Source organism: Gluconacetobacter diazotrophicus PA1 5, from assembly GCF_000067045.1.
Lineage (GTDB): Bacteria > Pseudomonadota > Alphaproteobacteria > Acetobacterales > Acetobacteraceae > Gluconacetobacter > Gluconacetobacter diazotrophicus.
Genome location: NC_010125.1, coordinates 3,901,724 through 3,926,904, shown reverse-complemented (window position 1 = coordinate 3,926,904; position 25,181 = coordinate 3,901,724). Strand labels below are relative to the sequence as shown.

Annotated in this window: 26 protein-coding genes; 11 read left to right on the top strand and 15 right to left on the bottom strand. The window is 68.1% G+C overall.

Features of this window, described 5'->3' with window-relative positions:
• Positions 1-15: 15 nt before the first annotated feature.
• Both GDI_RS18160 and GDI_RS18155 read right to left on the bottom strand, forming a co-directional pair.
• Positions 16-1,383, bottom strand: coding sequence for a cation:dicarboxylate symporter family transporter (locus GDI_RS18160; RefSeq protein ID WP_012228643.1), 1,368 nt, complete (start codon positions 1,381-1,383; stop codon positions 16-18).
• Complete coding sequence (locus GDI_RS18155) at positions 1,380-1,667, bottom strand: GNAT family N-acetyltransferase (RefSeq protein ID WP_012554510.1); 288 nt, start codon at positions 1,665-1,667, stop codon at positions 1,380-1,382. The genes GDI_RS18160 and GDI_RS18155 overlap by 4 nt, the downstream gene beginning before the upstream one ends.
• 350 nt (positions 1,668-2,017) lie before the next feature.
• Here GDI_RS18155 and GDI_RS18150 point away from each other — a divergent pair, with 350 nt between their 5' ends.
• The gene (locus GDI_RS18150) at positions 2,018-3,739 is read left to right on the top strand and encodes a GGDEF domain-containing protein (RefSeq protein ID WP_157871085.1); all 1,722 of its coding nucleotides are present in this window, start codon (positions 2,018-2,020) and stop codon (positions 3,737-3,739) included.
• A 10-nt stretch (positions 3,740-3,749) separates the two neighbouring features.
• Here the strand turns inward: GDI_RS18150 and GDI_RS18145 are convergent, their stop codons facing one another.
• The 3 genes from GDI_RS18145 to GDI_RS18135 are packed head-to-tail and all read right to left on the bottom strand — an operon-like array spanning position 3,750 to position 6,834.
• On the bottom strand, positions 3,750-5,231 hold the full coding sequence (locus GDI_RS18145) for an efflux transporter outer membrane subunit (protein WP_050935099.1): 1,482 nt from the start codon (positions 5,229-5,231) through the stop codon (positions 3,750-3,752).
• Positions 5,231-5,827 carry an ATP-binding cassette domain-containing protein gene (locus GDI_RS20680; RefSeq protein ID WP_408735204.1) on the bottom strand — a complete coding sequence of 199 codons (597 nt, stop codon included), beginning with the start codon at positions 5,825-5,827 and terminating at the stop codon, positions 5,231-5,233. Before GDI_RS20680 ends, GDI_RS18145 begins: the two co-directional genes overlap by 1 nt.
• 8 nt (positions 5,828-5,835) lie before the next feature.
• Entirely contained in the window at positions 5,836-6,834 is a 999-nt protein-coding gene (locus GDI_RS18135) for an HlyD family secretion protein (RefSeq protein WP_231854167.1), read from the bottom strand.
• Positions 6,835-7,029: 195 nt separating this feature from the next.
• On the opposite strand from GDI_RS18135, the gene GDI_RS18130 reads away from it, so the two are divergent.
• From GDI_RS18130 to GDI_RS18120, 3 genes are all read left to right on the top strand, one after another.
• Positions 7,030-8,430 carry an erythromycin esterase family protein gene (locus GDI_RS18130; RefSeq protein WP_197535940.1) on the top strand — a complete coding sequence of 467 codons (1,401 nt, stop codon included), beginning with the start codon at positions 7,030-7,032 and terminating at the stop codon, positions 8,428-8,430.
• A 1-nt stretch (position 8,431) separates the two neighbouring features.
• Positions 8,432-9,130 carry a phosphoribosyltransferase gene (locus GDI_RS18125; protein WP_012228634.1) on the top strand — a complete coding sequence of 233 codons (699 nt, stop codon included), beginning with the start codon at positions 8,432-8,434 and terminating at the stop codon, positions 9,128-9,130.
• A 121-nt stretch (positions 9,131-9,251) separates the two neighbouring features.
• Positions 9,252-9,728 (top strand): CBS domain-containing protein, encoded by a 477-nt coding sequence (locus GDI_RS18120; protein ID WP_012228633.1) that lies wholly within the window; start codon positions 9,252-9,254, stop codon positions 9,726-9,728.
• A gap of 56 nt (positions 9,729-9,784) precedes the next feature.
• Here the strand turns inward: GDI_RS18120 and GDI_RS18115 are convergent, their stop codons facing one another.
• From GDI_RS18115 to GDI_RS18105, 3 genes are all read right to left on the bottom strand, one after another.
• Positions 9,785-10,045, bottom strand: a complete 261-nt coding sequence (locus GDI_RS18115) for a hypothetical protein (RefSeq protein WP_012228632.1) — start codon at positions 10,043-10,045, stop codon at positions 9,785-9,787.
• 99 nt (positions 10,046-10,144) lie between these two features.
• Positions 10,145-10,960, bottom strand: a complete 816-nt coding sequence (locus GDI_RS18110; RefSeq protein ID WP_012228631.1) for a sulfite exporter TauE/SafE family protein — start codon at positions 10,958-10,960, stop codon at positions 10,145-10,147.
• 10 nt (positions 10,961-10,970) lie between these two features.
• Positions 10,971-11,933, bottom strand: coding sequence for an MBL fold metallo-hydrolase (locus tag GDI_RS18105; protein WP_012228630.1), 963 nt, complete (start codon positions 11,931-11,933; stop codon positions 10,971-10,973).
• A gap of 132 nt (positions 11,934-12,065) precedes the next feature.
• On the opposite strand from GDI_RS18105, the gene GDI_RS18100 reads away from it, so the two are divergent.
• Positions 12,066-12,737: a peroxiredoxin gene (locus GDI_RS18100; protein ID WP_041249598.1), complete on the top strand. Its 672-nt coding sequence runs from the start codon at positions 12,066-12,068 to the stop codon at positions 12,735-12,737.
• The gene (locus GDI_RS18095; protein ID WP_012228628.1) at positions 12,734-13,162 is read left to right on the top strand and encodes an ArsR/SmtB family transcription factor; all 429 of its coding nucleotides are present in this window, start codon (positions 12,734-12,736) and stop codon (positions 13,160-13,162) included. Before GDI_RS18100 ends, GDI_RS18095 begins: the two co-directional genes overlap by 4 nt.
• Positions 13,163-13,169: 7 nt before the next feature.
• On the opposite strand, the gene GDI_RS18090 is transcribed toward GDI_RS18095, so the two are convergent.
• The gene (locus tag GDI_RS18090; protein ID WP_012228627.1) at positions 13,170-13,910 is read right to left on the bottom strand and encodes a class II aldolase/adducin family protein; all 741 of its coding nucleotides are present in this window, start codon (positions 13,908-13,910) and stop codon (positions 13,170-13,172) included.
• A gap of 162 nt (positions 13,911-14,072) precedes the next feature.
• Here GDI_RS18090 and GDI_RS18085 point away from each other — a divergent pair, with 162 nt between their 5' ends.
• Positions 14,073-15,689 (top strand): ABC transporter substrate-binding protein/permease, encoded by a 1,617-nt coding sequence (locus tag GDI_RS18085; protein ID WP_012228626.1) that lies wholly within the window; start codon positions 14,073-14,075, stop codon positions 15,687-15,689.
• Positions 15,686-16,411 carry an amino acid ABC transporter ATP-binding protein gene (locus GDI_RS18080; protein WP_012228625.1) on the top strand — a complete coding sequence of 242 codons (726 nt, stop codon included), beginning with the start codon at positions 15,686-15,688 and terminating at the stop codon, positions 16,409-16,411. Before GDI_RS18085 ends, GDI_RS18080 begins: the two co-directional genes overlap by 4 nt.
• 16 nt (positions 16,412-16,427) lie before the next feature.
• Here the strand turns inward: GDI_RS18080 and GDI_RS18075 are convergent, their stop codons facing one another.
• Positions 16,428-17,252: an IS5-like element ISGdi2 family transposase gene (locus tag GDI_RS18075; RefSeq protein ID WP_012553437.1), complete on the bottom strand. Its 825-nt coding sequence runs from the start codon at positions 17,250-17,252 to the stop codon at positions 16,428-16,430.
• Positions 17,253-17,387: 135 nt separating this feature from the next.
• Between GDI_RS18075 and GDI_RS18070 the strand changes: the two genes are divergently transcribed.
• Together GDI_RS18070 and GDI_RS18065 are read left to right on the top strand one after the other, a co-directional pair.
• Entirely contained in the window at positions 17,388-17,669 is a 282-nt protein-coding gene (locus GDI_RS18070) for a type II toxin-antitoxin system RelE/ParE family toxin (RefSeq protein WP_012228624.1), read from the top strand.
• Between the two features lie 16 nt (positions 17,670-17,685).
• Complete coding sequence (locus GDI_RS18065; protein WP_012228623.1) at positions 17,686-17,964, top strand: HigA family addiction module antitoxin; 279 nt, start codon at positions 17,686-17,688, stop codon at positions 17,962-17,964.
• A gap of 57 nt (positions 17,965-18,021) precedes the next feature.
• Here GDI_RS18065 and GDI_RS18060 read toward each other — a convergent pair whose 3' ends face one another.
• Together GDI_RS18060 and GDI_RS18055 are read right to left on the bottom strand one after the other, a co-directional pair.
• Complete coding sequence (locus tag GDI_RS18060; protein WP_012228622.1) at positions 18,022-19,377, bottom strand: inorganic phosphate transporter; 1,356 nt, start codon at positions 19,375-19,377, stop codon at positions 18,022-18,024.
• 211 nt (positions 19,378-19,588) lie between these two features.
• A complete protein-coding gene (locus GDI_RS18055; RefSeq protein ID WP_012228621.1) occupies positions 19,589-20,587 on the bottom strand; it encodes a hypothetical protein in 999 nt (332 codons plus the stop codon).
• A gap of 95 nt (positions 20,588-20,682) precedes the next feature.
• Between GDI_RS18055 and GDI_RS18050 the strand changes: the two genes are divergently transcribed.
• A complete protein-coding gene (locus tag GDI_RS18050) occupies positions 20,683-21,519 on the top strand; it encodes an IS5-like element ISGdi1 family transposase (RefSeq protein WP_012222260.1) in 837 nt (278 codons plus the stop codon).
• A 19-nt stretch (positions 21,520-21,538) separates the two neighbouring features.
• On the opposite strand, the gene GDI_RS18045 is transcribed toward GDI_RS18050, so the two are convergent.
• From GDI_RS18045 to GDI_RS18035, 3 genes are all read right to left on the bottom strand, one after another.
• Complete coding sequence (locus tag GDI_RS18045) at positions 21,539-22,279, bottom strand: hypothetical protein (RefSeq protein ID WP_012228620.1); 741 nt, start codon at positions 22,277-22,279, stop codon at positions 21,539-21,541.
• Between the two features lie 519 nt (positions 22,280-22,798).
• Positions 22,799-23,803, bottom strand: a complete 1,005-nt coding sequence (pstS, locus tag GDI_RS18040; protein ID WP_012228618.1) for a phosphate ABC transporter substrate-binding protein PstS — start codon at positions 23,801-23,803, stop codon at positions 22,799-22,801.
• Positions 23,804-23,966: 163 nt separating this feature from the next.
• Complete coding sequence (locus GDI_RS18035) at positions 23,967-25,175, bottom strand: ATP-binding protein (RefSeq protein WP_012228617.1); 1,209 nt, start codon at positions 25,173-25,175, stop codon at positions 23,967-23,969.
• Positions 25,176-25,181 lie beyond the last annotated feature (6 nt).

Genomic DNA, 25,181 nt, shown 5'->3' with positions numbered 1-25,181 from the left:
GTCCGGCCCGGCGGGTCAGGACGCGGTCAGCGGCGCCTCGGCCGCCGCATCGTCGCCCGCCGCCAGCACGCGCCGTGCCTGCGCCAGGTCGATCTCGCCCTCCCACGCGGCGACCGCGATGGTGGCCACGCAATTGCCGACGAAATTGCCCAGCGCGCGGGCAATGCCGATGAACCAGTCCACCGACACCACCAGCACCAGCCCGATCGGCGGAACCTGCGGCACCACCGCCAGCGTGGCGGCCAGGATGACGATGGCCACCCCCGGCACCCCGTGCGCCCCCTTCGACGTCACCAGCGCGGTGCCCAGGACCAGCGCCATCTGCCCCCACCCCAGCACCGTGCCGGTGGCCTGGGCCAGGAACAGCACCGCCATGCCCAGATAGATCGACAGCGCATCCAGATTGAACGAATAGCCCGCCGGGATCACCAGCCCCACGACCTCGCGCCGTATGCCCAGCCGCTCCAGCTTGTCCATCGTCTGCGGCAGCACGGCGTCCGACGCCGTGGTGGCCGCCACGATCAGCAGTTCCGCCCGCAGATAGACCAGCAGCCGCCACAGCCCGACCCCGCAGCGCCGCATCACCAGCCCCAGCGCCAGCGTGACGAACGCCGCGACGGTGCCCACATACAGCACCACCAGCAGCCCAAGCTGCCCCAGCGCGGCCGCGCCGTAATGCCCCACCGTCCAGGCCACTGCCCCCAGCACGCCCACCGGTGCCACCCAGGTGACGATCCCCATGATGCGGAACATCACCGCCGTCAGCCCGTCGATGACCCGCGCCACCGGCTGCCCGGCGGGCCCGACCTGCGTCAGGGCGCAGCCGAACAGGATCGCAAAGAACAGGATCTGCAGCACGTCATTGCCGGCGAAGGCCCGCACCGGGCTGGTGGGGACGATGTTCAGCAGGAAGGCGCCGATCCCGCCCTGGCGCAGCGCCGCCGCCGACCCGCCGACCGACCCCAGCGCCACGGCGCCGTCCGTCACGGCCCGCCCGGCCAGGGGCACATGCATGCCCCGACCCGGCCCGGCCAGGCCCGCCGCCAGCAGGCCGAAGCTCAGGGCCAGCGTTGTCATCGCCTCGAAATAGATTAGCGCCTTGATCCCGACCCGCCCGACCGTGCGCAGGCTGCCCGCGCCGGCAATGCCCTGCACCACGACGCAGAACACCAGCGGCGAGACGATCATGGCGATCAGCCGCAGGAACAGGTCGCTCAGCGGCCGTAGCGCCATGCCCAGCGCCGGGTCCAGCAGCCCGATCGCGACCCCGCCCGCCGTCGCGACGACGATCTGGAGGAACAGCGATTGATAAAGCGGCGCCTTCGTCATGCCCACCGCATACGATACGTACCCGCCACGACCAAGAGGCGATCCGGCGATCACCCGCCAGGCGGACGCTCCAGCAGGTCGGCATATTCGGGATGGCGGCGGATGAAGGCCGTCACGAACGAACAACGCGACACCACCCGCATCCCCCGCGCCCGCGCGGTATCCAGGACGGCGCGCACCAGCGTCGATCCCACGCCTCGCCCCTCCAGCGCGGACGGCACGCTGGTGTGGCTCAGCACCAGCCGCCCGCCTTCCACCGCATAGTCCGCGAACGCCACCTCGCCCCCGACAGGCAACTCGAAACGACGGCGGGACGTGTTGTCGATCAGGTCGGTCATGGACGGTCCCTCATGCATGGAATGGCTTTTTCTTTTCTGAAGAAAATGAAACGAAAAGATCCCGGTTCGTTTTTCGGTCCCTCATGCATCTGGAACGCCGTTTATAAAGAGCCTCGATGCCGCCCAAGCATTAGTGAATATTAATACTTGATCCATCATAATTCTCTCCGCGAGAATGAATTATTTTGTAAATTGACTTCTCGGCCTCATAAAATATATTTCATACATATCAGCAGGGTACGAGGCCGATTTCAGCCGGTTGGCCCCGGGATTTTAAGATTCGGTTAAAACTCTCGCCTCATCCAGGCGCTGTCGCGTTACCGATATCTGGCAGCCGCCGGCATCATACCATGACCCCCGTTACTGGAGGCGAATTGCACCGTCGATTCTGGAGGGGCGGCCGCCTGTGGGTTGGCGGCGCCATCACCATTCTGTTGTCCACCACGATGGCCACCGTCATCCTGGTCCATGCCCGTGATAATTTCATGCATACCCGGCAGGACGTGGCGGGCCTGGAGGGGTTTCGCCCGGTCCTGGACGCCGCCAGCCTCATCAGTGCCGAACGGGCCCCTTCCACCATGCTGATGGCGGACGAAACCGCCCCGGCCCGCGACAGGCTGCGCGCCGCGCGCGCCGCCACCGACCAGGCCCTGGCACACGCCGCCGGCACCGTGTCGTCCGCCGCCCTGCAGGAGACCCTGCGGCAGTTGGAGCAGGCCCGGAACCTGGTCGATCGGGCCGCCGAGCGGCCGGACCGGTATGACGGCGTCCAGGGCGCGATCGATGCGCTGTTCGCCGCAGACGATGCCTACTGGACGATGATGATACGGCAGTCCGCCACGCTCATCGGCTCCGATCCCCGGCTGGCCGCCCCGATCCGGCATGCGCTGATCCTGTGCGGCCTGCGCGACAATGCCGGGCGACTGGGTTCGGTGATGCTGGCACCGCTGATCGCACAGACCCCGATGCCGCCGCGCAACGTCTCGGCCAGCGACCGGCTGGCGGGCCGCATGGCCGTGGAATGGCAGTTGCTGGAACTCAATCCCAGCGTTGCGGATCATGGACCGCGCCTCGCCGCGCTGCGGCAGCATGCCGAGCGGGCGTTCTTCGACGACGGGCAGCCCCTGGTGGCCCGGATCATCGCCGAGGGTACCCAGGGCACGCCCTATACGCAGACGGCCGTCGCCTTCGCCGACCGGTATGCCCGGACGCTGGCGCCGCTGGAAACCTGGCGGACGAACGACCTGGACATCGTCCTGTCCGACTTCAGGCGCAAGGCGCGGCACGCCTTCGACATGCTCTGGATCATCAGCGGCGCGACGCTGACCGTCACCGGCCTGATCGCCGGCGGGGTGCTGCTGGTGCATCTGCGGGTGCTGGCCCCCCTGCTGGAAGCCAGCGAGGCCGTCGTGGACCTGGGCCACGACGAACCCCTCCGCCTGCCCCGAAGGCATCGCGGCAGCCGGGAACTGCAGCCGCTGTACGAAGCCCTGGAGATCCTGGACGCCAGGCTGCGCGAACGCGCGGCCCAGACCCAGGCCCTGAAGCATCAGGCCGAAACCGACGAACTGACCCAGCTCCTCAACCGGCGGGCGCTCCAGATCCTGGCGAAACCGAGGCTGGAGATCTCGGAAGCGGACGAACGCGCGTTTCTGATCCTGCTGGACATCGACCATTTCAAATCCATCAACGACCGGCACGGCCATACCGAAGGCGACCGGGTGCTGGTCGCGGTCGCCGCCGCCCTGCGCGAGCAGGTGCGGCCGGACGACCTGGTCGCGCGCTTCGGCGGCGAGGAATTCGCCATCCTGATCCGCGCGCACACCCAGATGACCGCCCTGTCCATGGCGCATCGCCTGCGCCGGCGCCTGGGCAGCCTCAAGGTCGTCTCCGCCCAGAATGTCCGCATTCCCGTCACCGCCAGTTTCGGCGTCGCGGCCGGCGACAATCTGACATGGCGCCAGTTGGTGGCGAAGGCGGACGTCGCGCTGTACGCCGCCAAGCGGGCGGGCCGCAACACCGTCCGCCTGGCCGAACATGATGCCGAACCGGCCGACGAAGGCACGGCGTGACGGGAGGATTCTAGTCCCCGGCCTCCGGCCAGCCGCCGCCCGTCGCCTTGCACAGCGCCACCACATCCAGCAGCACCGCCAGCCGCGCCTGGATGTCGTCCTGCCCCGCGCCACCCAGCTCGGCCCGCGCATCCAGCACCGCCAGCGCATCGCCGGTCCCGTCGCGATAGCGGGTTCGGGCCAGGGCCAGCCGGTCGGTGACGCTGGCCATCGCCGCGCGGTCGCTCTCGCGCGCCGCGCCGTCCGTGCGCAGCGCGACCAGCGCATCCTCCACCTCGCCCAGCGCATCCAGCACGCGCTGGCGATAGGCCAGGGCGGCCTCCTGCTGCCGGGCACGGGCCAGCCGGATCGCGGCCCGCAGCCGCCCGCCCTGGAACAGCGGCAGCGAAATCGCGGGGCCGAACTGGTAGAACGTGTTGCCCCAGTCCGCCAGGCTGCCCAGCGTCAGCGTGCGCTGGCCGACCTGCCCGGACAGCGTGATGTCGGGATAAAGCTGCGCCACCGCCGCGCCGATCCCGGCGGTGGCGGCATGCAGGTCGGCCTCGGCCGCGCGGATGTCCGGCCGCAGCCGTGCCAGCGCCGCCGACAGCACCACCGGCACGCGCGGCGGCGGGTCCGGCAGCGGACGGACCGCGGCAAGCGGGCCGTCCAGTGCCCCCGGCGGCTGCCCGGTCAGGATGGCCAGCCGGTTCAGCGCCTGCCCCGCCTGCCGCTGGAATCCGGCCGCCTGCCCCTGCGCCCGCACCAGCGCCGCGCGGGCCAGGTCGACATCCGTGCCGTCCGCCAGCCCCAGCCGGCGCTGGAACGCCCGCAGCGCCACCGCCCGCGCCCGCGCCGCCGCCACCTCGCCCGCCAGGTCCAGCAGCGCCTGCGCCGCCCGCCATTGCAGATAGGCCCGCACCACGTCGCCCTGCAGCGTCAGCCGCGCATCGCCCTGCCGGGCGACCTGCGCCGCCACCTGCGCGTGTGCCTGTTCCACCGACCGCCGCACCCGGCCGAACAGGTCCAGTTCCCACGATGCGTCGAACCCGACCTGATACAGGTCCGTCCCCTGCGTCAGGCCGCCGATCCCGCCCAGGAACGCCGGCTGCCCCGTGCCGCTGCCCGCCCCCCCCAGCACCGAGAACAATCCCGCCTCGCCCAGCCGTTCGCGCGTATAGCGCGCCGAGGCCCCCAGTTCCGGCAGGCCGGCGGCACGCTGGGTGGCCTCCTGCTCCCGCGCCTGGACGACGCGCGCCGCATTTTCCTCAAAGCCCGGATTGCCCGCCATCGCCCGCGCCACCAGCGCGTCCAGCACCGGGTCGCGGAACATCCGCCACCAGAGCGGATCGGGCCGCGCCACCAGCGCGACACCCCCGCCATGCGCCGACACGTCATGCCACGCCGCCGGCATATCGGCGCGCGGCGCGTGGAAGGCCGGCCCGACCGTGCAGCCCCCCAACCAGACCCAGGCGAGGCCCGCGACCCACCCCGCCCGGACCGCCCGACGCATCAATCCAGCGTTTCCCGATAGAAGCGCACGGCGACCGCGACCGTGCAGAGCGTGAACAGCACGATCGGCCACAGGTCGGGCAGGATCTCCGCCAGCCCGTTTCCCTTCAGCAGCACCCCGCGCACGATGCGCATGGCATGCGTCGTCGGCATCACCTCGCCGATCACGCGGGCGCAGCGCTCGGCCTCGTCCATGTAATGGGTGGAGACCAGCACCGTCAGGCCGCCGCCGGCCATGTCGTGGATCAGGTCCCAGAACGCGCGCCGCGCCCGCGCATCCACCCCCGCCGTCGGCTCGTCCAGCAGCAGCAGCGCCGGCCGGTGCAGCACGCAGGCCGTCAGCGCCAGCCGCTGCTTCCATCCGCCCGACAGCTGGCCGGCCAACTGGCCGGACCGGCCGCGCAGTTCCATGCGGTCCAGCATGGCATCGACCGCACCGCGCGGGTCCGACAGTTCATAGATCCCGGCGACGAGTTCCAGGTTCTCGCGCACCGTCAGGTCCTCATACAGGCTGAAGCGCTGCGTCCCGAAATCCTTGCGCAGGTCCCGCACGTCGATGACGTACTCCCCAGTCTCTTCGGGTTTCGGTCCGTTCATCGCGCCGTTCATCGCGCGGGCGCCCATGCCGGGCTGACCGTCACCGGCTGGCCGGGATTCAGCATCCCCGCCTGGTCGGCACGCGGTCGCGCCTGGACCAGGTAGACCAGCTTGGCCCGGCTCTGGTCGCTGAAGATCAGCGGCGGCGTGTATTCGGCACGCGGTGCGATGAAATCCACCTGTCCCTCCAGCCCCGGCGGGCAGCCGTCACAGGCCAGCCCCACCCGGTCGCCCGGGTGGATGCGCGCCAGCATCCCCTCCGGCACGAACAGGCGGATGACGATATGGTCCGGCGGCAACAGCGAAATGACGGGCGTTCCGGCATCCAGCACCTCGCCCGGCCAGGCCAGGATATCGGCGATGACGCCCGCATCGGGCGCCACGACGTGCCGCTGCGCCAGCCGCCAGTCCATGATCGCCAGCGCCGCGCGCGCCGCCCCCGCCGTCGCCGCTTGCGCGCGGATCTGCTCCATCCGGCCGGTGGGGGCCTGCGCCTGGTCCAGCGCGGCGCGCAGCCCCGCGACGCGCGCCTCGGCCGAGCGCCAGGCGGCACGGGCCGCGTCGCGCGCCTGCAACGTCGCGGCGCCCGCCGGGGCCGCCGCCTCCAGCCGGCGCAGGTCGGCCCGCGCACGGTCGCGCGTCGCCTCGGCATCCGCCAGGTTGGACGCCGCCTGGCGGATCTCGGTGTCGCGGGCGGGGCCCTGCAGGTTCGCCAACTGGCGTGCGCCTTCCTCGGCCTGGCGCACCGCCTGGTCGCGCGCCGCGTGCTCGGCCACGTCGTCCTGGTCGAACAGCGGCTGCCCCACCCGTACCCGGTCGCCCCGCGCGACGCGCAGCCCGGTCAGCAGCCCGGCCTGCGTCGGGCCGATCCGCACGAAATCCGCATCGACATACCCCTGCCACGCCACCGGCACGGCCTGCCGCGACCACGCCCACCACAGGGCGGCCGCCAGCAGCAGCACCGCCGCCCCGGCCACGCCGGCCCGGCGCATGCCCGCGCGCGTCACCGCGTTTCCAGCGCCCCGACCATCGCCCGACCTTTCGCGCATGCCTCAGGCCGCGATAACAGCGCGCCCGCCGCCGCGTCGCGGCCTCAGCGGAATTTTATCGTGACCAGAGGGATTTTTTCGAACGCCCCTGCTGAAAACACGCCCGATGCGTCACGACATCATATGGCGCGACACCGTGATGGGACAACGCCCATGACCCACGCACCGCCCAGCCATACCCCCGCCCGGAACGGGCAGCCGACCATCCCTCCGGCGATGATCGAAACCCTGCGCGGCAACGCCACCCCCCTGCCCGCCCCCGAACTGGCCCCCGGAGGGGTATCGGACCAGCCCGACGCCTTCGCCGACGCGTTCGACCGCTTCGGCGCCGCCCGCGTCGTCCTGCTGGGCGAGGCCACGCACGGCACGTCGGATTTCTACCGCGCCCGCGCCGCCATCACCCGCCGGCTGGTGGAACGCCACGGCTTCACCATCGTCGCGGCCGAGGCCGACTGGCCCGACGGCGCGCGGATCGACGATTACGTGCGCCATCACGCCCCCCGCCCGTGGCGCGGCCCCGCCTTCTCGCGCTTTCCCGGCTGGATGTGGCGCAACGAGGACGTTGCCGCCTTCGTGCACTGGCTGCACCACCACAATGCCGGCCTGCCCGAACACCGCCGGGTTTCGTTCCATGGGCTGGATATCTACAGCCTGGGCGAATCCATCCACGCCGTGCTGTCCTACCTGGACCGGGTGGACCCGCCGGCGGCCGCGGCGGCCCGCGCGCGCTACGGCCGGCTGACCCCGTGGCAGGACGACCCCGCCCGCTACGGCCGCGCCGTCATGCAGTACGGCCAGGACAGTTGCGAGGACGCGGTGGTGGCGCAGTTGCGCGACCTGCTGGCGCGGCGCCTGCACGACGTGCGCCACAACCATGACGGCGGCGCGTCCGGCGGCAACGGCGCGGCCTGGTTCGACGCGGTGCAGAACGCCCGCATCGTCCGCGCCGCCGAGCAATATTACCGCGTGATGTATCGCGGCAGCACCGAAAGCTGGAACCTGCGCGACCGGCACATGTTCGGCACCGTCCAGGCGCTGCTGGCCCATCGCGGCGACGCGGCCAAGATCGTGATCTGGGCCCATAATTCCCATATCGGCAACGCCGCCGCCACCGCCATGGGCTGGGCCGGCCAGTTCAATATCGGCGAACTGTGCCGCATGGCCCATGGCGACGAGGCCGTGCTGATCGGCCTGGGCACCGATCGCGGCACCGTCGCCGCCGCCAGTGAATGGGATGGCGAAATGGAGGTCATGACGGTGCGCCCCGCGCGGACCGACAGCTACGAACACGCCTTCCTGCTGGCCGGCCTGCCGCGCGCCCTGTTCGACTGGCGCGACAACCGCCCATTGCGCGAGGCCGTGCGCGGCCCGTGGCGCGAACGCGCGATCGGCGTGATCTATCGGCCCGACAGCGAACTCGGCAGCCACTATTTCGAGGCCACGCTGGCCGACCAGTTCGATGCGTGGGTCTGGCTGGAAAAGACCAAGGCCGTCACGCCGCTGAACCACGCCGCGCCGCATGGCGCGCCGGAAACCTGGCCGTTCGGTCTGTAGGATGTACGACAACCTCACCCCGTTTCGCGACAGGCAGGAAGCCGGGCAGGCCCTGGCCGCCGCGCTGATGCCCCTGCTGCCCGGACCGGCGCTGTCCGCAGGGACGTTGCCCGGACAGGCCCCCGCGCGGCCGCTGATCCTGGCCCTGCCGCGCGGGGGCGTGCCGGTGGCCGCCGAAATCGCCCGCGCGCTGGGGGGCGAACTGGACGTGCTGTACGTGCGCAAGATCGGCATGCCGGGGCATGAGGAATACGGCCTGGGCGCGGTGGTGGACGGCGCGCAGCCCCGGCTTGTGCTGGACGAGGCCGCCATTCGCGCCGCCGGCGTCCCCCGCGCGGATATCGTGGCGCAGACGCAGCGCCAACTGACCGAGATCGCCCGCCAGCGCCGCGCCTACGGCCAGGGGCGCCGGCCAGTGCCCGTGACCGGCCGGATCGTGGTCGTGGTCGATGACGGGATCGCCACCGGCGGTACCATGCGTGCGGCGCTGCGGGCCCTGCGGGCCAACCACCCGGCCGCCCTGATCGCCGCCGTCCCCGTCGCCCCGCCGGACACCCTCGCCGCCCTGGCGGAGGAATGCGACCGCATCGTCTGCCTGCGCCAGCCCGAACCCTTCCTGGCGGTCGGCGCGCATTACCGTCATTTCGACCAGGTCAGCGACGATACGGTCCGCGATGCGCTGGCGCAGGGGGCGCCCTGAACCCGGCTCCTGCTCCGTTGATCACGGCCACCCCTTGCAGGGGCGAAAGCCGATGGCATGTATTATGCGTGACCTCACAACGCGCCAGGACGAAGCGCGGACGCAACGAGGAGAACATCCCATGATCATTCCCGTTCTGCATATCCTCAACAGCAAGGGCTCGGCCGTCATCACCGTCCGCCCGGACGAAGCGGTGACGGCGATCGCGCACCTGCTGACCCACAACCGGATCGGCGCGGTGCCGGTCGTGGACGGAACCGGCCATGTCGTGGGCCTGGTCTCGGAACGTTCGATCGTCGGGGCACTGGCCCGGCACGGCGCCGAAATCGACCGCCTGTGCGCGTCGGACATCATGACGCACGACGTCCCGACCGCCCGGCGGTCCGAGGACATCCTGTCGGTCGCGCGCAAGATGACCCGCAGCCACAGCCGCCACGTTCCGGTCCTGGACGATGCCGGCCACCTGGTGGGGCTGGTCAGCATCGGCGACATCGTGAAGCTGCGGCTGGAACAGGCCGAACTGATGGCCCGGGAAATGCAGTCCTACATCATGCAGGAAGGATACGGGGCGGTCGCACCCCGCCCCTTCGCGTCCTGAGGCACGGCCCCTGCCCGGCCCCCGCGCGGGGCCGGGCAGGGGCAGCGCCCGATCGATCAGGCATACGTATCCAGCAGGGACGCCGCATCGCCCGTGCCGCCGCTGGCCGTCTGGGACCCGCCGCCGGTCGTGGTCTGGGACACGATGACGCCCTGCGCATTGGTCACGGTCACGGTCGTGGTCCCGTCCGCGTTGATCGTGGTGGTCGTCGTGTCGGTGCTGGAAGATGTACCGGTGGAACCGCCCGAGGACGACGCCGAGGGCGAAAGCTGCGACGATGCGTCGGCCGACGAAATGGTGCTGTTGAGGGAGATCATGAGGCACGCTCCATATTGAATATCACCGGAAACCGGCCCGAGATCCCGAATAGCGTCGACCCCGGCTTCCACGATACTGCGCGGGCTTCCCGCGTCCCGTCAAAGACGTTTTGGTGTATTTTCGTTACCGACGCCCGCGACGATGGAATACCAGCCCCGCCAGATCATATAGAAGGCGACCACGAAGATAACGCAGGCGAAAACCCGCGCCAGCGCGCCCCGCGACCCGGCCAGCCGCCGCGCCGCCCGGGTGCCCCCCAGGCTGCCCGCCACCCCGCCGGCCACGAACAGGCCCGCCAGCGGCCAGTCCACCAGGCCCGACAGGGCATAGCTGGCGGTGGTGCTGAACCCGAACACCGCCACCGCGACCAGCGACGTGCCCACCGCGTTCAGGATCGGCATGCCGGTCGAGGCCATCAGGCCGGGCACGATCAGGAATCCGCCCCCGATGCCGAAGAAGCCGGACAGCAGCCCGGTGGCCAGCCCGGTCCCCGCGATCCGCCCGGCATTGTCGCGGGTGCAGGTGGCGTCCGGGTCGCCCGCCCCGTCCCGGCCGCGCAGCATCAGCACGCCGACCCCCACCATCAGCACCGCGAAGGCCAGCAGCAGGCGCTGCCCGCCCACGATCTTGCCGGCATGCGCGCCCAGCAGCGCGCCCAGCACCCCGGCGGCGGCGAAAACGGCGGCACAGCGCCAGCGGACGGTATGCGCCCGCGCGTGGCTGGCCAGCCCCGCCAGCGCGTTCACCGCCACCGCGGCGGCGCTGGTGCCGATGGCGACATGCGCGTCGCGCAGCCCGACCAGATAGACCATCAGCGGCACGGCCAGGATCGACCCGCCCCCGCCGACCAGCCCCAGCGTGAACCCGACCAGCACGCCCGAGGCCACCCCAAGCCCCGCCTGGACAGGATTCATCGGCGCCGCCCTACAGCGTGTCCAGCGGGATCTTGATATAGCGGGTACCGTTGGATTCCGGCTCCGGCAGGCGGCCGCCGCGCATGTTCACCTGCACCGACGGCATGATCAGCCGCGGCAGGTCCAGCGTCGCGTCGCGCGCGGTGCGCATGGCCACGAACGAATCCTCGTCCACGCCGTCATGGACGTGGATATTGCCCGTCCGTTCGGCCCCGACCGTGGTTTCCCACGCGAAGTCCGGCCGCTCCGGCCCCCCGTAATCATGGCACAGGAACAGCCGCGTGGCGTCGGGCAGCGACAGCAGCCGCCGGGTGGACCGGTACAGCGTCCGCGCGTCCCCGCCCGGGAAATCGGCCCGCGCCGTCCCGAAATCCGGCATGAACAGCGTATCGCCGATAAAGGCCGCATCCCCGATCACGAACGCCATGTCGGCCGGGGTATGGCCGGGCACATGCAGCGCGATCGCGTCGATCTGTCCCAGGCGGAACGTGTCGCCATCGGTGAACAGGCGGTCGAACTGCGACCCGTCGCGGGCGAACGCCGTCCCGGCATTGAAGATCTTGCCGAATACCGCCTGCACCCGGACGATCTCCGCCCCGATGCCCAGCGCGCCCCCGACCTGGCCCTGCAGCCACGGCGCGGCCGACAGATGGTCGGCATGCACGTGGGTTTCCAGTTGCCACGCCACCTCCAGCCCCTCGGCCCGCAGATAGGCCAGCACCGCCGCCGCCGAGTCATGCCCGGTCCGGCCGGATGCCGGATCGTAATCCAGCACGCTGTCGACGACCGCGGCCTGCCGCGTCGCGGGGTCGTGCACCACATGGGTGGCGGTGAAGGTCGCGGGGTCGAAGAAGCTGCGCACCACGGGCGCCCCCGGCCGGCCCGACCAGGCGGCAACCTGCCGCGCCGCCGCCTCCCGCGCCGGATCGCCCGGGGGAATGGCGGAAGCGGCGGATGTGGGATCGGTGGTCATGGTCGTGCCCTTTCCGGTTCTCCCCGGCATCGGCCTGCGGCGTGTCGGGCGCGGTTCACTTTCGCACTTTCATAATTTGTGTATTTCATGTTTGGTATTGCGTCAAGCCGCACGGGATGCAAGAGCCGCCTCATGTCCGACACGCCATCGCCTGCCCTGTCCATTGGGAGTCCTTCCTTGGGGGGCCCCTCCATCGTGCGGATCGGCGATGCCGCGCCCGATTTCCAGGCCCGCACCAGCCAGGGCCCGGTCCGGCTCAGCGACTATCGCGGGCGGTTGCTGGTCCTGTTCTCGCACCCTGGCCGATTCACGCCGGTCTGCACCAGCGAATTCGTGGCCCTGGCCCGCGCGGCGGACCGCTTCGCGGCGCTGGACTGCGCGCTGCTGGGCCTGTCGGTGGACAGCCTGCACGCCCACCTGGCCTGGATCGACGCCATCCGCGCCCGCTTCGGCGTCACCATCCCCTTCCCGGTGATCGAGGACCCGACGATGGCGGTCGGCCGTGCCTACGGCATGCTGGATGCCGCCGCCCGCGACAGCGCCACGGTGCGCGCGACCTATTTCATCGACCCGGCGGGCATCGTGCGCGCCACCACCAGCTATCCGGTGTCCACCGGCCGGTCGGTGGCCGAAATGCTGCGGCTGGTCGCCGCCCTGCAGCGCGCGGCGGTGGGCGACGTCCTGACGCCGGAAGGCTGGGAACCCGGCGCGGACATCGTCCTGCCCACCATCGCCACGGCGGACGACATGGCCGCCGCCGGTCCGTCCTGGTTCTGCCGCATCACGCCGGACCCGCAGGCATGACCGCCCGCCCGCTGACGCGCCCGGCGGCCGAACGGCTGGCCGACCGGCTGCGCCCGCTGGCCCAGCCCCAGCGGCTGATGATCCTGTCGCTGCTGCTGGCCGGCGAACACACGGTGGGCGAGATCGAAACCCGCACCGGTATCGGCCAGCCGGCACTCAGCCAGCAACTGGCCGAACTGCGCCGGTCCGGCCTGGTCACGACCCGCCGCGCCGCGCGGCAGGTCCATTACCGCATCGCGGACACGGCCGGCCTGCGCCAGACCCGCGCCATCCTGACCCTGTTCGGCGACGACGCCCCGCAAATCCGGGCCGAGGCGCCGGCCGACCCTGTCCCGGCTACTCCCTCACCAGCCACTCCGTCACGGGCCGCCCCGCCGCCCGACGGCGCGGCCCGTTTCGTCCATATCCTGGCGCCCGGGACCTGACCGGCTCCTATTCCACGTAATCCGGCTGTTCGCGGTCCAGCTTGCGGCGCAACGCCCGCCAGACCAGTTCCCCCTTGTCTTCCTCGGCGGCGAACTGCGCCTGGGCCCGTGCGATCCGCTCGGCCGAGGGCACATGCAGCGGAACGCCGGTCGATTGCGCGGCGATCTGGATGCGGCACGCCTGCTCCAGGTAATAGATGCGATAGAACGTCTCGGCCACGGTGCGCCCGACCGTCAGCAGGCCGTGATTCTGCAGGATCATCGCATTGCGCGTCCCCAGGTCGCGGACCAGCCGCTCGCGCTCGCCCAGATTGTCGTCGGCCGCGATGCCCTCGTAGGCGTGGAAGGCCACGTCCTCGTGGAATTCCATGCTGATCTGGTTCAGCGGCAGGATGCCCTCCTGCTGCGCCGCGACCGCCATGCCGGCCAGCGTGTGGGTGTGCATGACGCAGGCGGCGTCGGCCCGGCTGCGATGGACGGCGGAATGGATCACGAACCCCGCCGGGTTGACCGGCTGGGACGTCGGCTGCGTCGGCAGGCCGTCGGCATCGACCACCACCAGCGAACTGGCGGTGATTTCCTCGAACAGATAGCCGTACGGGTTGACCAGGAACCGATGGTCCGGCCCCGGCAGGCGCACCGACAGGTGGGTATAGACCATGTCGGTCATGTCGAAGATGGCCAGCAGGCGATAGGCGGCGGCCAGATCCTCGCGCAACGCCTGCTCGGCGGCCTGGATGGTATCCATGATGGAACTCCGGTGAATGGCAACAGGGAGGATGGGGGCACGGTTCGAGGCTTCGCCCGCCCTCGTTGCAGATTAAACATGATTCGCCCAAAGTGAAGTTCAGCGATCACGACAGCAAGCCGGGGAATGGCGTGATATGCAGCATACCCCCACAGACGAAGGATGCCCCGTTTGCCCGGCAGCCGGCATGGCGAACCACCCCGCCCCGCTTCACCCCGCCCCCCGATGGCCAGGCTGCTGGCCGGATTCCTGGTCCTGCTGCTGGCCGGGCTGGGCGCGGCATTCGGCCCGGTCGCCCCGCCGGCCCGGGCGCAGACCCCGCCCCGCCCCGCCTTCGCCGCCGACGGCACGCTGACCGTCTGCACCAACCCCACCCTGCCGCCCATGAGCTTCATGGGCGGCGCCGCGGGCGGCGACATGGTGGGCGAGGATATCGATGTCGGCCGTGCGCTGGGCGCGTACTGGCACGTGCCCGTCACCTTCGTGTCGATGGATTTCGTGGGCCTGTTCCCCAGCCTGGCCGCCGGGCGCTGCGGCATCGTCATCAGCGGCGTGCTGCGCCAGCAGGCGCGCGAGGCCCGGTTCGACGCCGTGCCCTACCAGCCCACCGCGCTGGTGGTGGTGGCGCGCGCCGGCACCGCCCGCGTGGCCTCGATGGCCGCCCTGTCGGGCAAGGTGCTGGCGGTGCAGTCGGGCACCAGCTACGCGGCGCGCGTCGCCCAGGAAAATACCGCCCTGGCCGCCGCCGGCCGCCCGCCCATCATCATCCAGCAATACCCGACCGAGGACGAGGTCGTGCAGCAGGTGCTGATCGGCCGCGCCTTCGCCTTCGTCAGCCAGGATGTCGAACTGTATTTCCGCCAGGCCCAGCTGCACGGCAAGGTCGCGGTGATCGTCCAGCCCGACTACCCGGAATACCGCGATTTCGCGATCTACATGCGCAAGGACGCGCAGGACCGCGCCCGGTTGCAGGACGCCGTCACCGCGCTGCGCGACAGCGGGCAGATGGCGCAGATCCGGCAACGCTGGCAGATCACGCCGGCCGCCGCCGCCGCGGTCCAGGGCGCGGACGGCCCGGCCGGCGGCTTCGACGCGCGCGTCTTCCTCTCGGCCCTCGCCTCGCCCGCCTTCCTGCGCGGGGCGGGGGTCACGCTGGTCATGGCGGTGCTGTCGCACATGACGGCGATCGTGATCGCCATCCCGATGGCGCTGGTGCTGAACGGCCGCGACGGGCTGCTGAAATCCGGCGTGCGCGCCTATGTCGCGCTGTTCCGCGCCGCGCCGACCCTGCTGCAACTGCTGTTCGTGTGGAACGCGCTGCCGCAGTTCCTTCCCGTCTTCCGCGAGGCCTGGTTCACCCCCTTCCTGGCGGCCTGGATCTCGCTGTCGATCAACGAGGCCGCGTACCAGGTCGAAATCAACCGCGCGGCGCTGCAGGCCATCGATCCCGGGCAGGCCCTGGCCGGCGACGCGCTGGGCATGACGCGGATGCAGGTGTACCGCCACGTCATCTTTCCCCAGGCGCTGCGCATCGCCCTGCCGCCGACGATCAACGAATTCATCAGCCTGATCAAGACGACGTCGCTCGCCTCGGTGATCTCGCTGCAGGAATTGCTGGCGGTGACGCAGATCAACGTGGCGCGCACCTTCGCCTTCACCGAATATTACGCGGCGGCGCTGGTCTATTACCTGCTGATCGTATTCTTCTTCCTCGGGCTCCAGCGCCGCATCGAACGCCGCTTCGCCTGGGCCGATCGCCTGGGGGCCGACCGCCGATGATCACGGTCCAGAACCTCCAGAAATCCTATGGCGGCTTCCAGGTCCTGCACAACGTCTCCCTGACGGTCGCGCGGGGCGAGAAGATCGCGATCCTGGGCCCGTCCGGTTCGGGCAAATCGACGCTGGTCCGCTGCTTCAACCGCATCGAACCCCACGATGCCGGCACGATCGTCATCGACGGCACCCGCGTCGACCAGACGATCGAACTGACGCGCCTGCGCTGCATGGTCGGGCTGGTGTTCCAGAACTACAACCTGTTCCCGCATCTCAGCGTGCTCGAAAACTGCACCCTCTCGCCCCGCGTGGTGAAGAAGATCGCCCGCGCCGAGGCCGAGGACCTGGCGATGAATTTCCTGCATCGCGTGAACATCGCCGACCAGGCCGGCAAATATCCGATCCAGCTCTCCGGCGGCCAGCAGCAGCGCGTGGCCATCGCCCGCGCGCTGTGCATGCAGCCCTCGGTGATGCTGTTCGACGAACCGACGGCAGCGCTGGACCCGGAAGCGGTGTCCGGCGTGGTCGACATCATCGACGGACTGGCCGCCGACGCCATCACCACCCTGTGCGTGACCCACGACATGGGCTTCGCCCGCCGCATCGCCGACCGCATCCTGTTCATGGATCGCGGCCGCATCCTGGAAGACGCCCCGCCCGAAACCTTCTTCACCCAGCCCCGAACCGACCGCGCCCGCGAATTCCTCAGCCAGATGCTGCGCTACTGAGAGCCTGTTTGGAAAGTCATGGATGAGCGTTTCTTCGGGTGAGATTGGCGCCCATGGCGACGAAGATCATGGCCTGTGAGACATCGATGCGACGCTCGTAATCGCGCACGAGGCGTCGCCATCGGGTCATCCATCCGAAGGTTCGCTCCACGACCCAGCGCCGGGGGAGAACCTCAAAGCCTTTCGCTCCGTCCCTGCGACGGATCACCTCGACGACGAAGTCCAGGTAGGCAGCCTTGTCCATCAACTGGAGCCGGTCATAGGCACCGTCCGCGAATAGATGCTTGACCCACGGCCAGCGCTTGCGGATCGCGTCCAGGATCATCTGCGCTCCGGCGCTGTCGGAGATGTCCGCCGGCGTCAGGTTGACCATCAGCAGGCGTCCGTCCGTATCCACGGCGATATGCCGCTTGCGCCCGACAATCTTCTTTCCAGCGTCGTAACCTCTTGTTTTCGCGTGCGGCGCCTTGATGCTCTGGCTGTCGATCACTCCGGCCGAAGGGCTGGCTTCACGGCCCGAGCGCTCCCGGTCAAGCATCAGTTCCACATCATGAATGGTCTGGAACAGGAACCGCCGGGCCAATTCCCTGAACCAACCATAGACCGTACGCCAATGCCCGAAATGGATCGGCAGCATTCGCCAGCCGCAGCCGGATCGAACCAGGTAACGAACCGCGTTGATCACCTCGCGGAATTCGATCTCGCGCGGACGCCCCGTGCGTCCCGGCTCGGGCATCAGTGGCGCGATGCGCGCCCATTCCTCCTCCGTCATATCAGACGGATAACGCTTCGTCTTGCGGGTAATCCTGGCCATGCGGCCTCTCTGCTCTGGCGTCCACATCCAGAGCTTGAATCACACTTCAGCGACTTTCCAAACAGGCTCTGATCATATCCGAAACCGCGCCGGACCCAGCCCGCATGGGCGGCAGAAGGCCCCGTCCTTGACTCACCACTTGATATGCAATACGTACCGCATATGATTCGAACCTTTGCCGACAAGCGAGCGGAACAGGTTTTTACCGGGAAGCTGCCAAAAGGCTTTCAGGCGCAGATCGCCAATGCGGCACGACCGAAACTGCGCATGCTGGCAGCGGCGACCGTCCTCGACGATCTGCGGGTCCCGCCGGCAAACCGCCTTGAGGCACTGGCTGGCGACCGGCAGGGGCAATACTCGATCCGCATCAACGACCAGTTCCGGATTTGCTTCGTATGGCGTGACGGCGACGCCTATGATGTCGAAATCATCGATTATCACTAAGGCCAGGAGGTCGGACATGACCGAACTTCACAACGTATCGGCGGGCGACGTGCTGCGGGAGGAATTCATGCTCCCGTTCGGCCTGTCCGCCCGCGCCCTGGCGGCGGAAATCGGCGTGCCGGCCAACCGCCTGAGCGATATCGTGCGGGGGCGGCGGAGCGTGACGGCGGATACGGCCATCCTGCTGGCGGAACGGTTTGGTACATCCGCCGAATTCTGGATGAACCTCCAGGTGGCCTACGACCTTGAAGAAGCACGGGAGAAGCTGGCAAGCCGGCACCGCTCCACCCTGTAATCCCAGCCAGCCGGAACCGCACGCCGGATCGCCACCAGCGCGCGTTTGCGGACAGACTTACCCTCCCAGGACGTAGAACAGGCTGGCCGCGACCGCGATCGTGACCGGCAGGGTGCAGATCCAGGCCAGGGCGATCTTCATCAGCATGCCGCGATTGATGCCCGATCCCGATCCCAGCATGGTGCCGGCGATGCCGGCGGTGATGATGTGGGTGGTGCTGACCGGCAGGCCGGTATAGCCCGCGGTGGCGATCAGCCCGGCGCCGACCAGTTCCGCCGACGCGCCCTGCGCGGGCGTCAGGTGGGTATTGCCGATCTTCTCGCCCAGCGTGTGAACGATCCGGCGATAGCCGACCATGGTGCCGATCCCCAGGCACAGCGCGCTGAGCAGCCGCACCCACCAGGGCGCATATTCCACCGTGGGACGCAGTTCCCGCCCGATGCGGGCCGCGACCGCGCGGTCGGCACCGCTGGCGGCCCTGCTGGCCGAAACCGCCTTCAGCCCGGCCACGACCTCGTACAGGTCGGCACGCAGTTGCGACGCCACCACATGGTCGGCCTGGGTGTGCGACAGGCGCGCGGCGGATGCCAGCGCCTCGGCCCGCAGCCCGTCATGGTCGTAGGCATCCAGCAGCGGTGCCGCGATCGCGGCGCGTTCGGCAATGTGCGCGATATCGGGTGCGGTTGCGGGATTCAGCGCGAAGGTCGCGGGCAGCAGGCCGATAATCGTCAGCATGATCAGCCCGATGCTCTTCTGCCCGTCATTGCTGCCGTGCGAGAAGCTGACGCCGGTGCAGGTCAGGATCAGCAGCCCCTTGACCCAGCCGCGCGGCGGCGCGTCACCCTGCGGCGGCTGGTACAGCGCCGGGTCGCGCACCAGATGCTTCAGCGCGAAATACAGCGCCCCCGCCCCCACCAGCCCCAGCAGCGGCGAAATCGCCAGCGCCCGCAGGATCTTCCAGATCTGCGACCAGTCCACCGAATTGCCCAGGTCGCGCGTATGCAGCAGCGCGTCGCCGACCGCGATCCCGATCAGGGCGCCGATCACGCAATGGGAACTGGAATTGGGAATACCGAACCACCAGGTGAACAGGTTCCACGCCAGCGCGGTGCCGAACAGCGAGATCAGCATCGGCACCGCCGGGTCGCCATTGGGCGGCGACAGCACGTCGGCCGGCAGCAGTTCCACCAGGCCGTAGGCGACGCTGATGCCGCTCAGTACGACGCCGACGAAGTTCATCAGCCCCGACCAGACCACCGCCGTCCGGGGCTTCAGCGAATTGGTATAGATGACCGTCGCCACCGCATTGGCGGTGTCATGGAATCCGTTGACGAATTCGAACACGCAGACCAGCAGGAAGCAGGCGAGCAGCGCGAGGATCGAAAACAGCGAATAAGGTGCGAAATGCAGCATGATGCCGAAGACCGGTTGCAGTGATTTCGAACAACTACAGAAATAATATCATATTTTCATATAATATCAGGACATTCACAAAACATTTCACAGGGTACCCAATGCGGCTCCCCCCCAACGCAAAAGCGGCGCCCCCGGAATCGACCGGAAGCGCCGCTTCTCCAATATCCAGCTGGTCCCATGGGACCGGCCGGGACAACCGGGCGATGCCTTATTGGAAAGGCATATAGCGCATCGACAGGAAGACCATGTTGTCGTCGGTATGCGCCGTTCCGCCGACACCCGCGAAGGCACGGACGTTGGTGTAGGAATACTGCATGCCGAACTGCATGGTGCCGTAATCGCCATGCAGGTAGCGCCACCAGAAGCCGACCGTGCCCTGGGTCACGCGCTTGATGTTCGTAGCCGTGCAGTTCGAGGCCATTTCCGTCTGGCAGCCCGTAGCGATCAGGGCCGGATTGCCGTAGCCGTAGGCCTTGTTGCCGACATTGAACGAACGGCCGCCCAGAATGTCTTCCATGCCGCCATAGGCATAGACATCCATCGACTTGATCGGATGACCGACCAGGCCGGCCAGAACCTGCGCTTCCGGCAGGGCGACCGGCGCGCCGAAGCGATTGGTCGTGGCGTCGGCCAGATTGCTGGTGCCGTATCGGCCGATGCCGTTTCCGACCAGGCCGGACGCCTGGAAGTCCAGCTTGTGCTTGATGATCGGGATCAGCATCGCACCGCCGCCGCCGCCGGCCACGACGACATGGCTCTGGCCATGACCCAGATAGCTGACGCGATCGTGCAGGAAGCGCATCATGCCCAGGGCTTCGAAGTGACCGAACTTCGGATCGGCCGCGCCCTTGAGGATGATGTCGGGCGCCACGTCATCCGAATAGGTGGTGGTCGCGTTGTTGACCTGACCGCCGGCCGTATTGACCGTAACGGTCGAACCCGGCGGCGCGTAGTTGGTTCCCCCCCAGACCGACTGCGGGTTTTCCAGCGACAGACCGATATGGTACTCGCCGTGATTGAAACCCTTGACGGCACGGACGCCGGTATTACGCGTCCAGGTAAAGCCCGGAAGGTACTGCGCGTCGATCACAAGCGGGATGTTCTCGTTACGCTCGTCCATGCCATGCTTGAACATGGTCGCCAGCGACCACATCTGGCCGCCCGCTACGTACCAGTCGTTCTCCGTATCCTGCAGTTCGCCATACACTACGCGTGCACGCAGAACGTAAGAGCCCGATCCGAAAGTTTTTGAACAATACCAGCCTGTTGTGATTCATCCGTCTTTGCGAAGAGATGGAGTGAATGGTGACATGGACTGGTATTGCCCGACGTGAACATAGCCGGGAAGGGTTGCGATATCCATCGGATATGACGGACGGGGAGTGGGCTTTGATCATGCCATTTGTACCCCCGGCGAAACGGGGCGGTCGCCCCCGCACTACGGATATGCGCGAGGTGGTCAACGCGATGCTCTACATAGCCTCGGCCGGGTGTGCGTGGCGCCTGCTGCCGAAATGCTTTCCGCCGGTCTCGACCGTCAGGCGCTATTTTTACGCCTGGCGTGGTGCCGGAGTGTTCGAAGTCATGAATACGGTGCTGGTCATGAGCCTGCGCGAGATCGAGGGGCGTGAAGCCTCTCCGAGCGCGGGCGTGATTGACAGCCAGTCGGTGAAAACCACGGAAAGTGGCGGGCTTTCGGGCTATGACGCGGGGAAGAAGGTCAAGGGCCGCAAGCGCCATATTGTGACGGATACCTGCGGCTTCCTGATCTTTCTCCTCGTTCATGCCGCCGACATCCAGGACCGTGATGGGGCTGTTGATGTCCTGGCAGCGATACGCAGGCGCTTTCCCTGGCTGCGCCACATCTTCGCTGATGGCGGCTATGCTGGCGACAAATTGCGATCCGCGCTCGCCTCCATGGGAAAATGGACCCTTGAAATCATCAGGCGGTCCGATACGGCGAAGGGCTTTCAGATCCTGCCGCGCCGCTGGGTGGTTGAACGGACATTCGCATGGCTGGGACGGTGCAGGCGGCTCGCCAAAGACTGGGAACAATCCATTGCTTCCTCAACCGCATGGACATTGATCGCCTCGATCCGAATGCTCACACGACGGACAGCAAGGCATTGTCACGGTTGAAGAACTTTCGGATCGGGCTCTAAGAGTTGGATTGACGCGAGTTGGACGCCGTGCCGGAGCCCTGGAAATCCACTTCGGAATAGCCCGACGCATGCAGATGGCTGTTCAGGTCGCCCTGCACCAGAACCGAAAGGCGGCTCTGACGTTCGGTCTGATGGTATTCGTTCATATGGGCGTTCGGCGAGTTCAGCCAGGGAATCGTCGCGAAGTTCGAGCTGATATCCGAAGCTTCGTTGCGTGAACGGAAGATGCCCGCCATTTCGAAGAAGCCACCGAGGGTGATCGTCACGCCACCGATTGCGAACTGCCCTTTGCGGAGCGGTGCTTGGGACGAGGAACGAGCCACGGGCATGCCGGTGATCTGCCCATAGGGCGTGTTGTTGATCTGGGGAGCCGGCGACTGCGACGCGCTCAGCCCCTGCACACCGCTGACATACGTGGCCTGCCCCTGCGCACCGCCGACATAACGCGGCGTGGCCAGCCCCTGCGCGCCGCCGACATACTCGCGCCGCATGGCGTATGGATTGCTTTCAGCTTCGATACGTGCCTGGCGGGCAGCATCACGCGCTTCCTGCACTTCGCGCGCATGCTGGGCCTGCTGGGACTTCATCTCCTTCAGTTGGACCTGAAGAAGCCGGATCTGCTTCTCCATGACGTCGATCGACGTCTCGGCATGTGCGGACTTGCCGGGAAGGCACTGAGCCCAGACCAAGGCACTGGTCAAAAGGAGAATGCTCTTCTTTGGTTTGAAGACGGGCACCGGTTTTCTTTCCCATAAAAGAAGTGGACGGCCCCAAGTAGGAAATTGACTGATTTTAATCCAAAGAAGGTTCTTGGTCAGAAATGCTACAATTTTATTACATTGAAATATAATTCTGAATATTTTTAATAATTATTATTTAATAATCATTTATTAATTATAAATAACTCGCACAGCCAATTAATTTTCGCAATATGTCAAACCATTTTGTTCATTATTCATAATTTTAAGCAATTACCTTCGGACTATAAATGAACATTTATGATCGTATTCATATCGTTCCGAAGAAAATACTGCACACAACCGGAAATGCAGCCCGACAGACCATCGACATCCGGCAACACCGTGTCTTTTCTGCAACGGCCCGATGGACCGTGCCCTGCCGAAGCCGAGCAGGGACTGCCGCCGACCCACATGCCAACCGCCCCGAACAAACAAAACGGGCGGGGGCACAAGGCCCCCGCCCGTCAGACACGCGTTTCCAGACCCCTTGCGGAAGCCTGTTGGCGGGTGCATGCCTTACCAGGCGGCGCGAATCGACGCCTTCACCTCGGCCGGCAGGACGACGTAGTCCAGGCCACGGGCAATGCCGTCGCCATTGTCGAATGCCCAGCCGAAGAATTTACGCACGGCCGCGCCCTGGGCGGCATCCTTCGCCTGCTTCGGCACCAGCACGTAGGTCGCCGAGACGATCGGCCACGCGCCCTTGCCGGACGTATCCAGCAGGTCGACCGCGAAATTGGCGGCGCCCTTCCAGTCGGCGGCGGCGGCGGCGCGCGAGAAGCTGTCCAGGTCGGCGGTCACGAAATCGCCGGCCTTGTCCTTCAGCTGCACCGTCGTCATATGGTTGCGGCTGGCATAGGCATATTCGACATAGCCGATGCCGCCTTCGGTGTTGCGGACCGACGCCGCGACGCCGTCATTGCCGCGCGCGCCGACACCGCCGGGCCAGGAAATCGAGCTGCCGGCGCCCGTGCCGTCATGCCACGCCTGCGACGAGCGTGCGAGGTAGGACGTGAACACGAAGGTCGTGCCCGACCCGTCGGCGCGGTGCACCGTCGCGATGGGCAGGTCCGGCAGGTTCACGCCCGGGTTCAGGGCGGTGATCTTCGCATCGTTCCACGAGGAGATGTCGCCCGAATAGATGCCGGCCAGCACCTCGCCGGTCAGGCGCAGCGTGTTCGCGGCGATGCCCGGGATGTTCACGACCGGAACGATGCCGCCCATGACCGTCGGGAACTGGAACAGCGCGCCCTTCTGCAGCTTGGCGGGGTCCATCGGGGCATCCGAGGCGCCGAAATCGACCGTGCCGGCCAGGATCTGGTTCTGGCCCGCGCTGGACCCGACGCTCTGGTAGTTGACGGCGACGCCGCTGGCGCTACGGCCGGCCGAACCCCAGGCCTCGTAGATCGGGGCGGCGAAGCTGGAGCCGGCACCGGTGATGTTCGCGGCATGCGCGACGGAAAGGGCAACCGGGGCAGTTCCCAGAAGGACGGCGGCAAACACTGTGACAGAACGACGCATCGAGTTCAGATCCCTGACGAGCGTGACAGACAAGCCCGGCCAGGCCCCGCTAAGCGCCCCCCAGGCTGCCCTTCTCCTAGCCCGGATCGGCTGGCCAGGGGAGTGATGTGTCCATGACAGTTTCATGACGCTTCCAAGACATCGGCCTGACACCGGCCCGGCATCAGCCTGCCAGCGGAAACCACACGGTAAACGCCGTCCCCCGTCCGACCACGCTGTCGATGGTCAGCCGCCCGTCATGGCGGTCGATGATGTGCTTGACGATCGCCAGCCCCAGGCCGGTGCCGGTGCGCCGCGCCGCCGTGCCTTCGACGCGATAGAATCGCTCGGTCAGGCGCGGCAGGTGCCGGGCCTCGATTCCCGGCCCGTTATCCGTCACGGCAAACGCGATCCCGTTTCGCGCCCCGCCGGTCGCGCCCACGTCCACTCCCACCATCGCCGACGGCGCCGCCTGCCGCACGCGCAGGCCGATCCGCACCGCGCGGTCGGATTCGCCCGATCCGTATTTGATCGCGTTCTCGATCAGGTTCAGCAGCACCTGCACGACCTGGTCGGAATCACCGGGGAAGGACGGCAGGTCGTCCGCCATGTCGATATGCAGGGTGGCCGGCCCACCATCCAGCAGGGGGGCCGTCTCGTCGCGTACCCGCGCGATCACCGCGGCCGGATCGACCTGGCCGCGCGGCTTGCGGTGCTCGCTCATCTGCACGCGCGACAGCATCAGCAGCCGGTCCAGCAGGCGCTGCATCCGCGCGGCCTGCCCGGCCATGACGCCCAGGAAACGCTGCTGCGCCGGCGGATCGTCGGCGGCGGGGCCGCGCAGGGTCTCGATGAACCCCGTCAGCGCCGCCAGCGGCGTGCGCAGCTCGTGGCTGGCATAGGCCACGAAATCGGTGCGCATGCGCTCCACCGCGTCCTGCTCGCTCACATCCAGCAGGGTCGCCAGCACCACCGATTCCCCGCGCCCGATATCGACGCGCCGGAACTGGGCGCGCACCGCGCGGCGCACCGGCACATCCAGCACCATGTCCACTTCCGCCCGGTCGCCCTCGTGCAGCCGCAGCAGCGCCGATTGCGCGGCGGGATGCCGCACGATCGCGCCCAGGCTGTCCCCGAACAGTTCCCACGCCCCGGGCCCCGCATGCAGGATGCGCCCGCCGGCATCCAGCACCAGGATGGCCGCCGGCACCAGGTCCAGCACCTCGATCATGCGCGACAGGGCATCCGCCGAAGGCGGGGCCGCGCGGGCGGGATCGCTGCCAGGGTCCTCCGTGGCGGCCCGGCGCCGCCCGGCGACCATCCGCCACCCCATGCCGCCCGCCGCCAGCAGGGCCATGCCCGCCACGACATCCTCGGGCCACAATCCGGCCATGCCTAG

What these genes read in the sequence shown, in the direction of transcription:
- GDI_RS18080 (WP_012228625.1), top strand. Translation starts at nt 15,686, where the DNA reads ATGATCACGGTCCAGAACCTCCAGAAATCCTATGGCGGCTTCCAGGTC.
- GDI_RS18035 (WP_012228617.1), bottom strand. Translation starts at nt 25,175, where the DNA reads ATGGCCGGATTGTGGCCCGAGGATGTCGTGGCGGGCATGGCCCTGCTG.
- GDI_RS18095 (WP_012228628.1), top strand. Translation starts at nt 12,734, where the DNA reads ATGACCGCCCGCCCGCTGACGCGCCCGGCGGCCGAACGGCTGGCCGAC.
- GDI_RS18130 (WP_197535940.1), top strand. Translation starts at nt 7,030, where the DNA reads ATGACCCACGCACCGCCCAGCCATACCCCCGCCCGGAACGGGCAGCCG.
- GDI_RS18110 (WP_012228631.1), bottom strand. Translation starts at nt 10,960, where the DNA reads ATGAATCCTGTCCAGGCGGGGCTTGGGGTGGCCTCGGGCGTGCTGGTC.
- GDI_RS18155 (WP_012554510.1), bottom strand. Translation starts at nt 1,667, where the DNA reads ATGACCGACCTGATCGACAACACGTCCCGCCGTCGTTTCGAGTTGCCT.
- GDI_RS18050 (WP_012222260.1), top strand. Translation starts at nt 20,683, where the DNA reads ATGGTGACATGGACTGGTATTGCCCGACGTGAACATAGCCGGGAAGGG.
- pstS (WP_012228618.1), bottom strand. Translation starts at nt 23,803, where the DNA reads ATGCGTCGTTCTGTCACAGTGTTTGCCGCCGTCCTTCTGGGAACTGCC.
- GDI_RS18105 (WP_012228630.1), bottom strand. Translation starts at nt 11,933, where the DNA reads ATGACCACCGATCCCACATCCGCCGCTTCCGCCATTCCCCCGGGCGAT.
- GDI_RS18065 (WP_012228623.1), top strand. Translation starts at nt 17,686, where the DNA reads ATGACCGAACTTCACAACGTATCGGCGGGCGACGTGCTGCGGGAGGAA.
- GDI_RS18120 (WP_012228633.1), top strand. Translation starts at nt 9,252, where the DNA reads ATGATCATTCCCGTTCTGCATATCCTCAACAGCAAGGGCTCGGCCGTC.
- GDI_RS18085 (WP_012228626.1), top strand. Translation starts at nt 14,073, where the DNA reads ATGCCCCGTTTGCCCGGCAGCCGGCATGGCGAACCACCCCGCCCCGCT.
- GDI_RS18150 (WP_157871085.1), top strand. Translation starts at nt 2,018, where the DNA reads ATGACCCCCGTTACTGGAGGCGAATTGCACCGTCGATTCTGGAGGGGC.
- GDI_RS18075 (WP_012553437.1), bottom strand. Translation starts at nt 17,252, where the DNA reads ATGTGGACGCCAGAGCAGAGAGGCCGCATGGCCAGGATTACCCGCAAG.
- GDI_RS18090 (WP_012228627.1), bottom strand. Translation starts at nt 13,910, where the DNA reads ATGGATACCATCCAGGCCGCCGAGCAGGCGTTGCGCGAGGATCTGGCC.
- GDI_RS18125 (WP_012228634.1), top strand. Translation starts at nt 8,432, where the DNA reads ATGTACGACAACCTCACCCCGTTTCGCGACAGGCAGGAAGCCGGGCAG.
- GDI_RS18070 (WP_012228624.1), top strand. Translation starts at nt 17,388, where the DNA reads ATGATTCGAACCTTTGCCGACAAGCGAGCGGAACAGGTTTTTACCGGG.
- GDI_RS18115 (WP_012228632.1), bottom strand. Translation starts at nt 10,045, where the DNA reads ATGATCTCCCTCAACAGCACCATTTCGTCGGCCGACGCATCGTCGCAG.
- GDI_RS20680 (WP_408735204.1), bottom strand. Translation starts at nt 5,827, where the DNA reads ATGAACGGACCGAAACCCGAAGAGACTGGGGAGTACGTCATCGACGTG.
- GDI_RS18100 (WP_041249598.1), top strand. Translation starts at nt 12,066, where the DNA reads ATGTCCGACACGCCATCGCCTGCCCTGTCCATTGGGAGTCCTTCCTTG.
- GDI_RS18145 (WP_050935099.1), bottom strand. Translation starts at nt 5,231, where the DNA reads ATGCGTCGGGCGGTCCGGGCGGGGTGGGTCGCGGGCCTCGCCTGGGTC.
- GDI_RS18060 (WP_012228622.1), bottom strand. Translation starts at nt 19,377, where the DNA reads ATGCTGCATTTCGCACCTTATTCGCTGTTTTCGATCCTCGCGCTGCTC.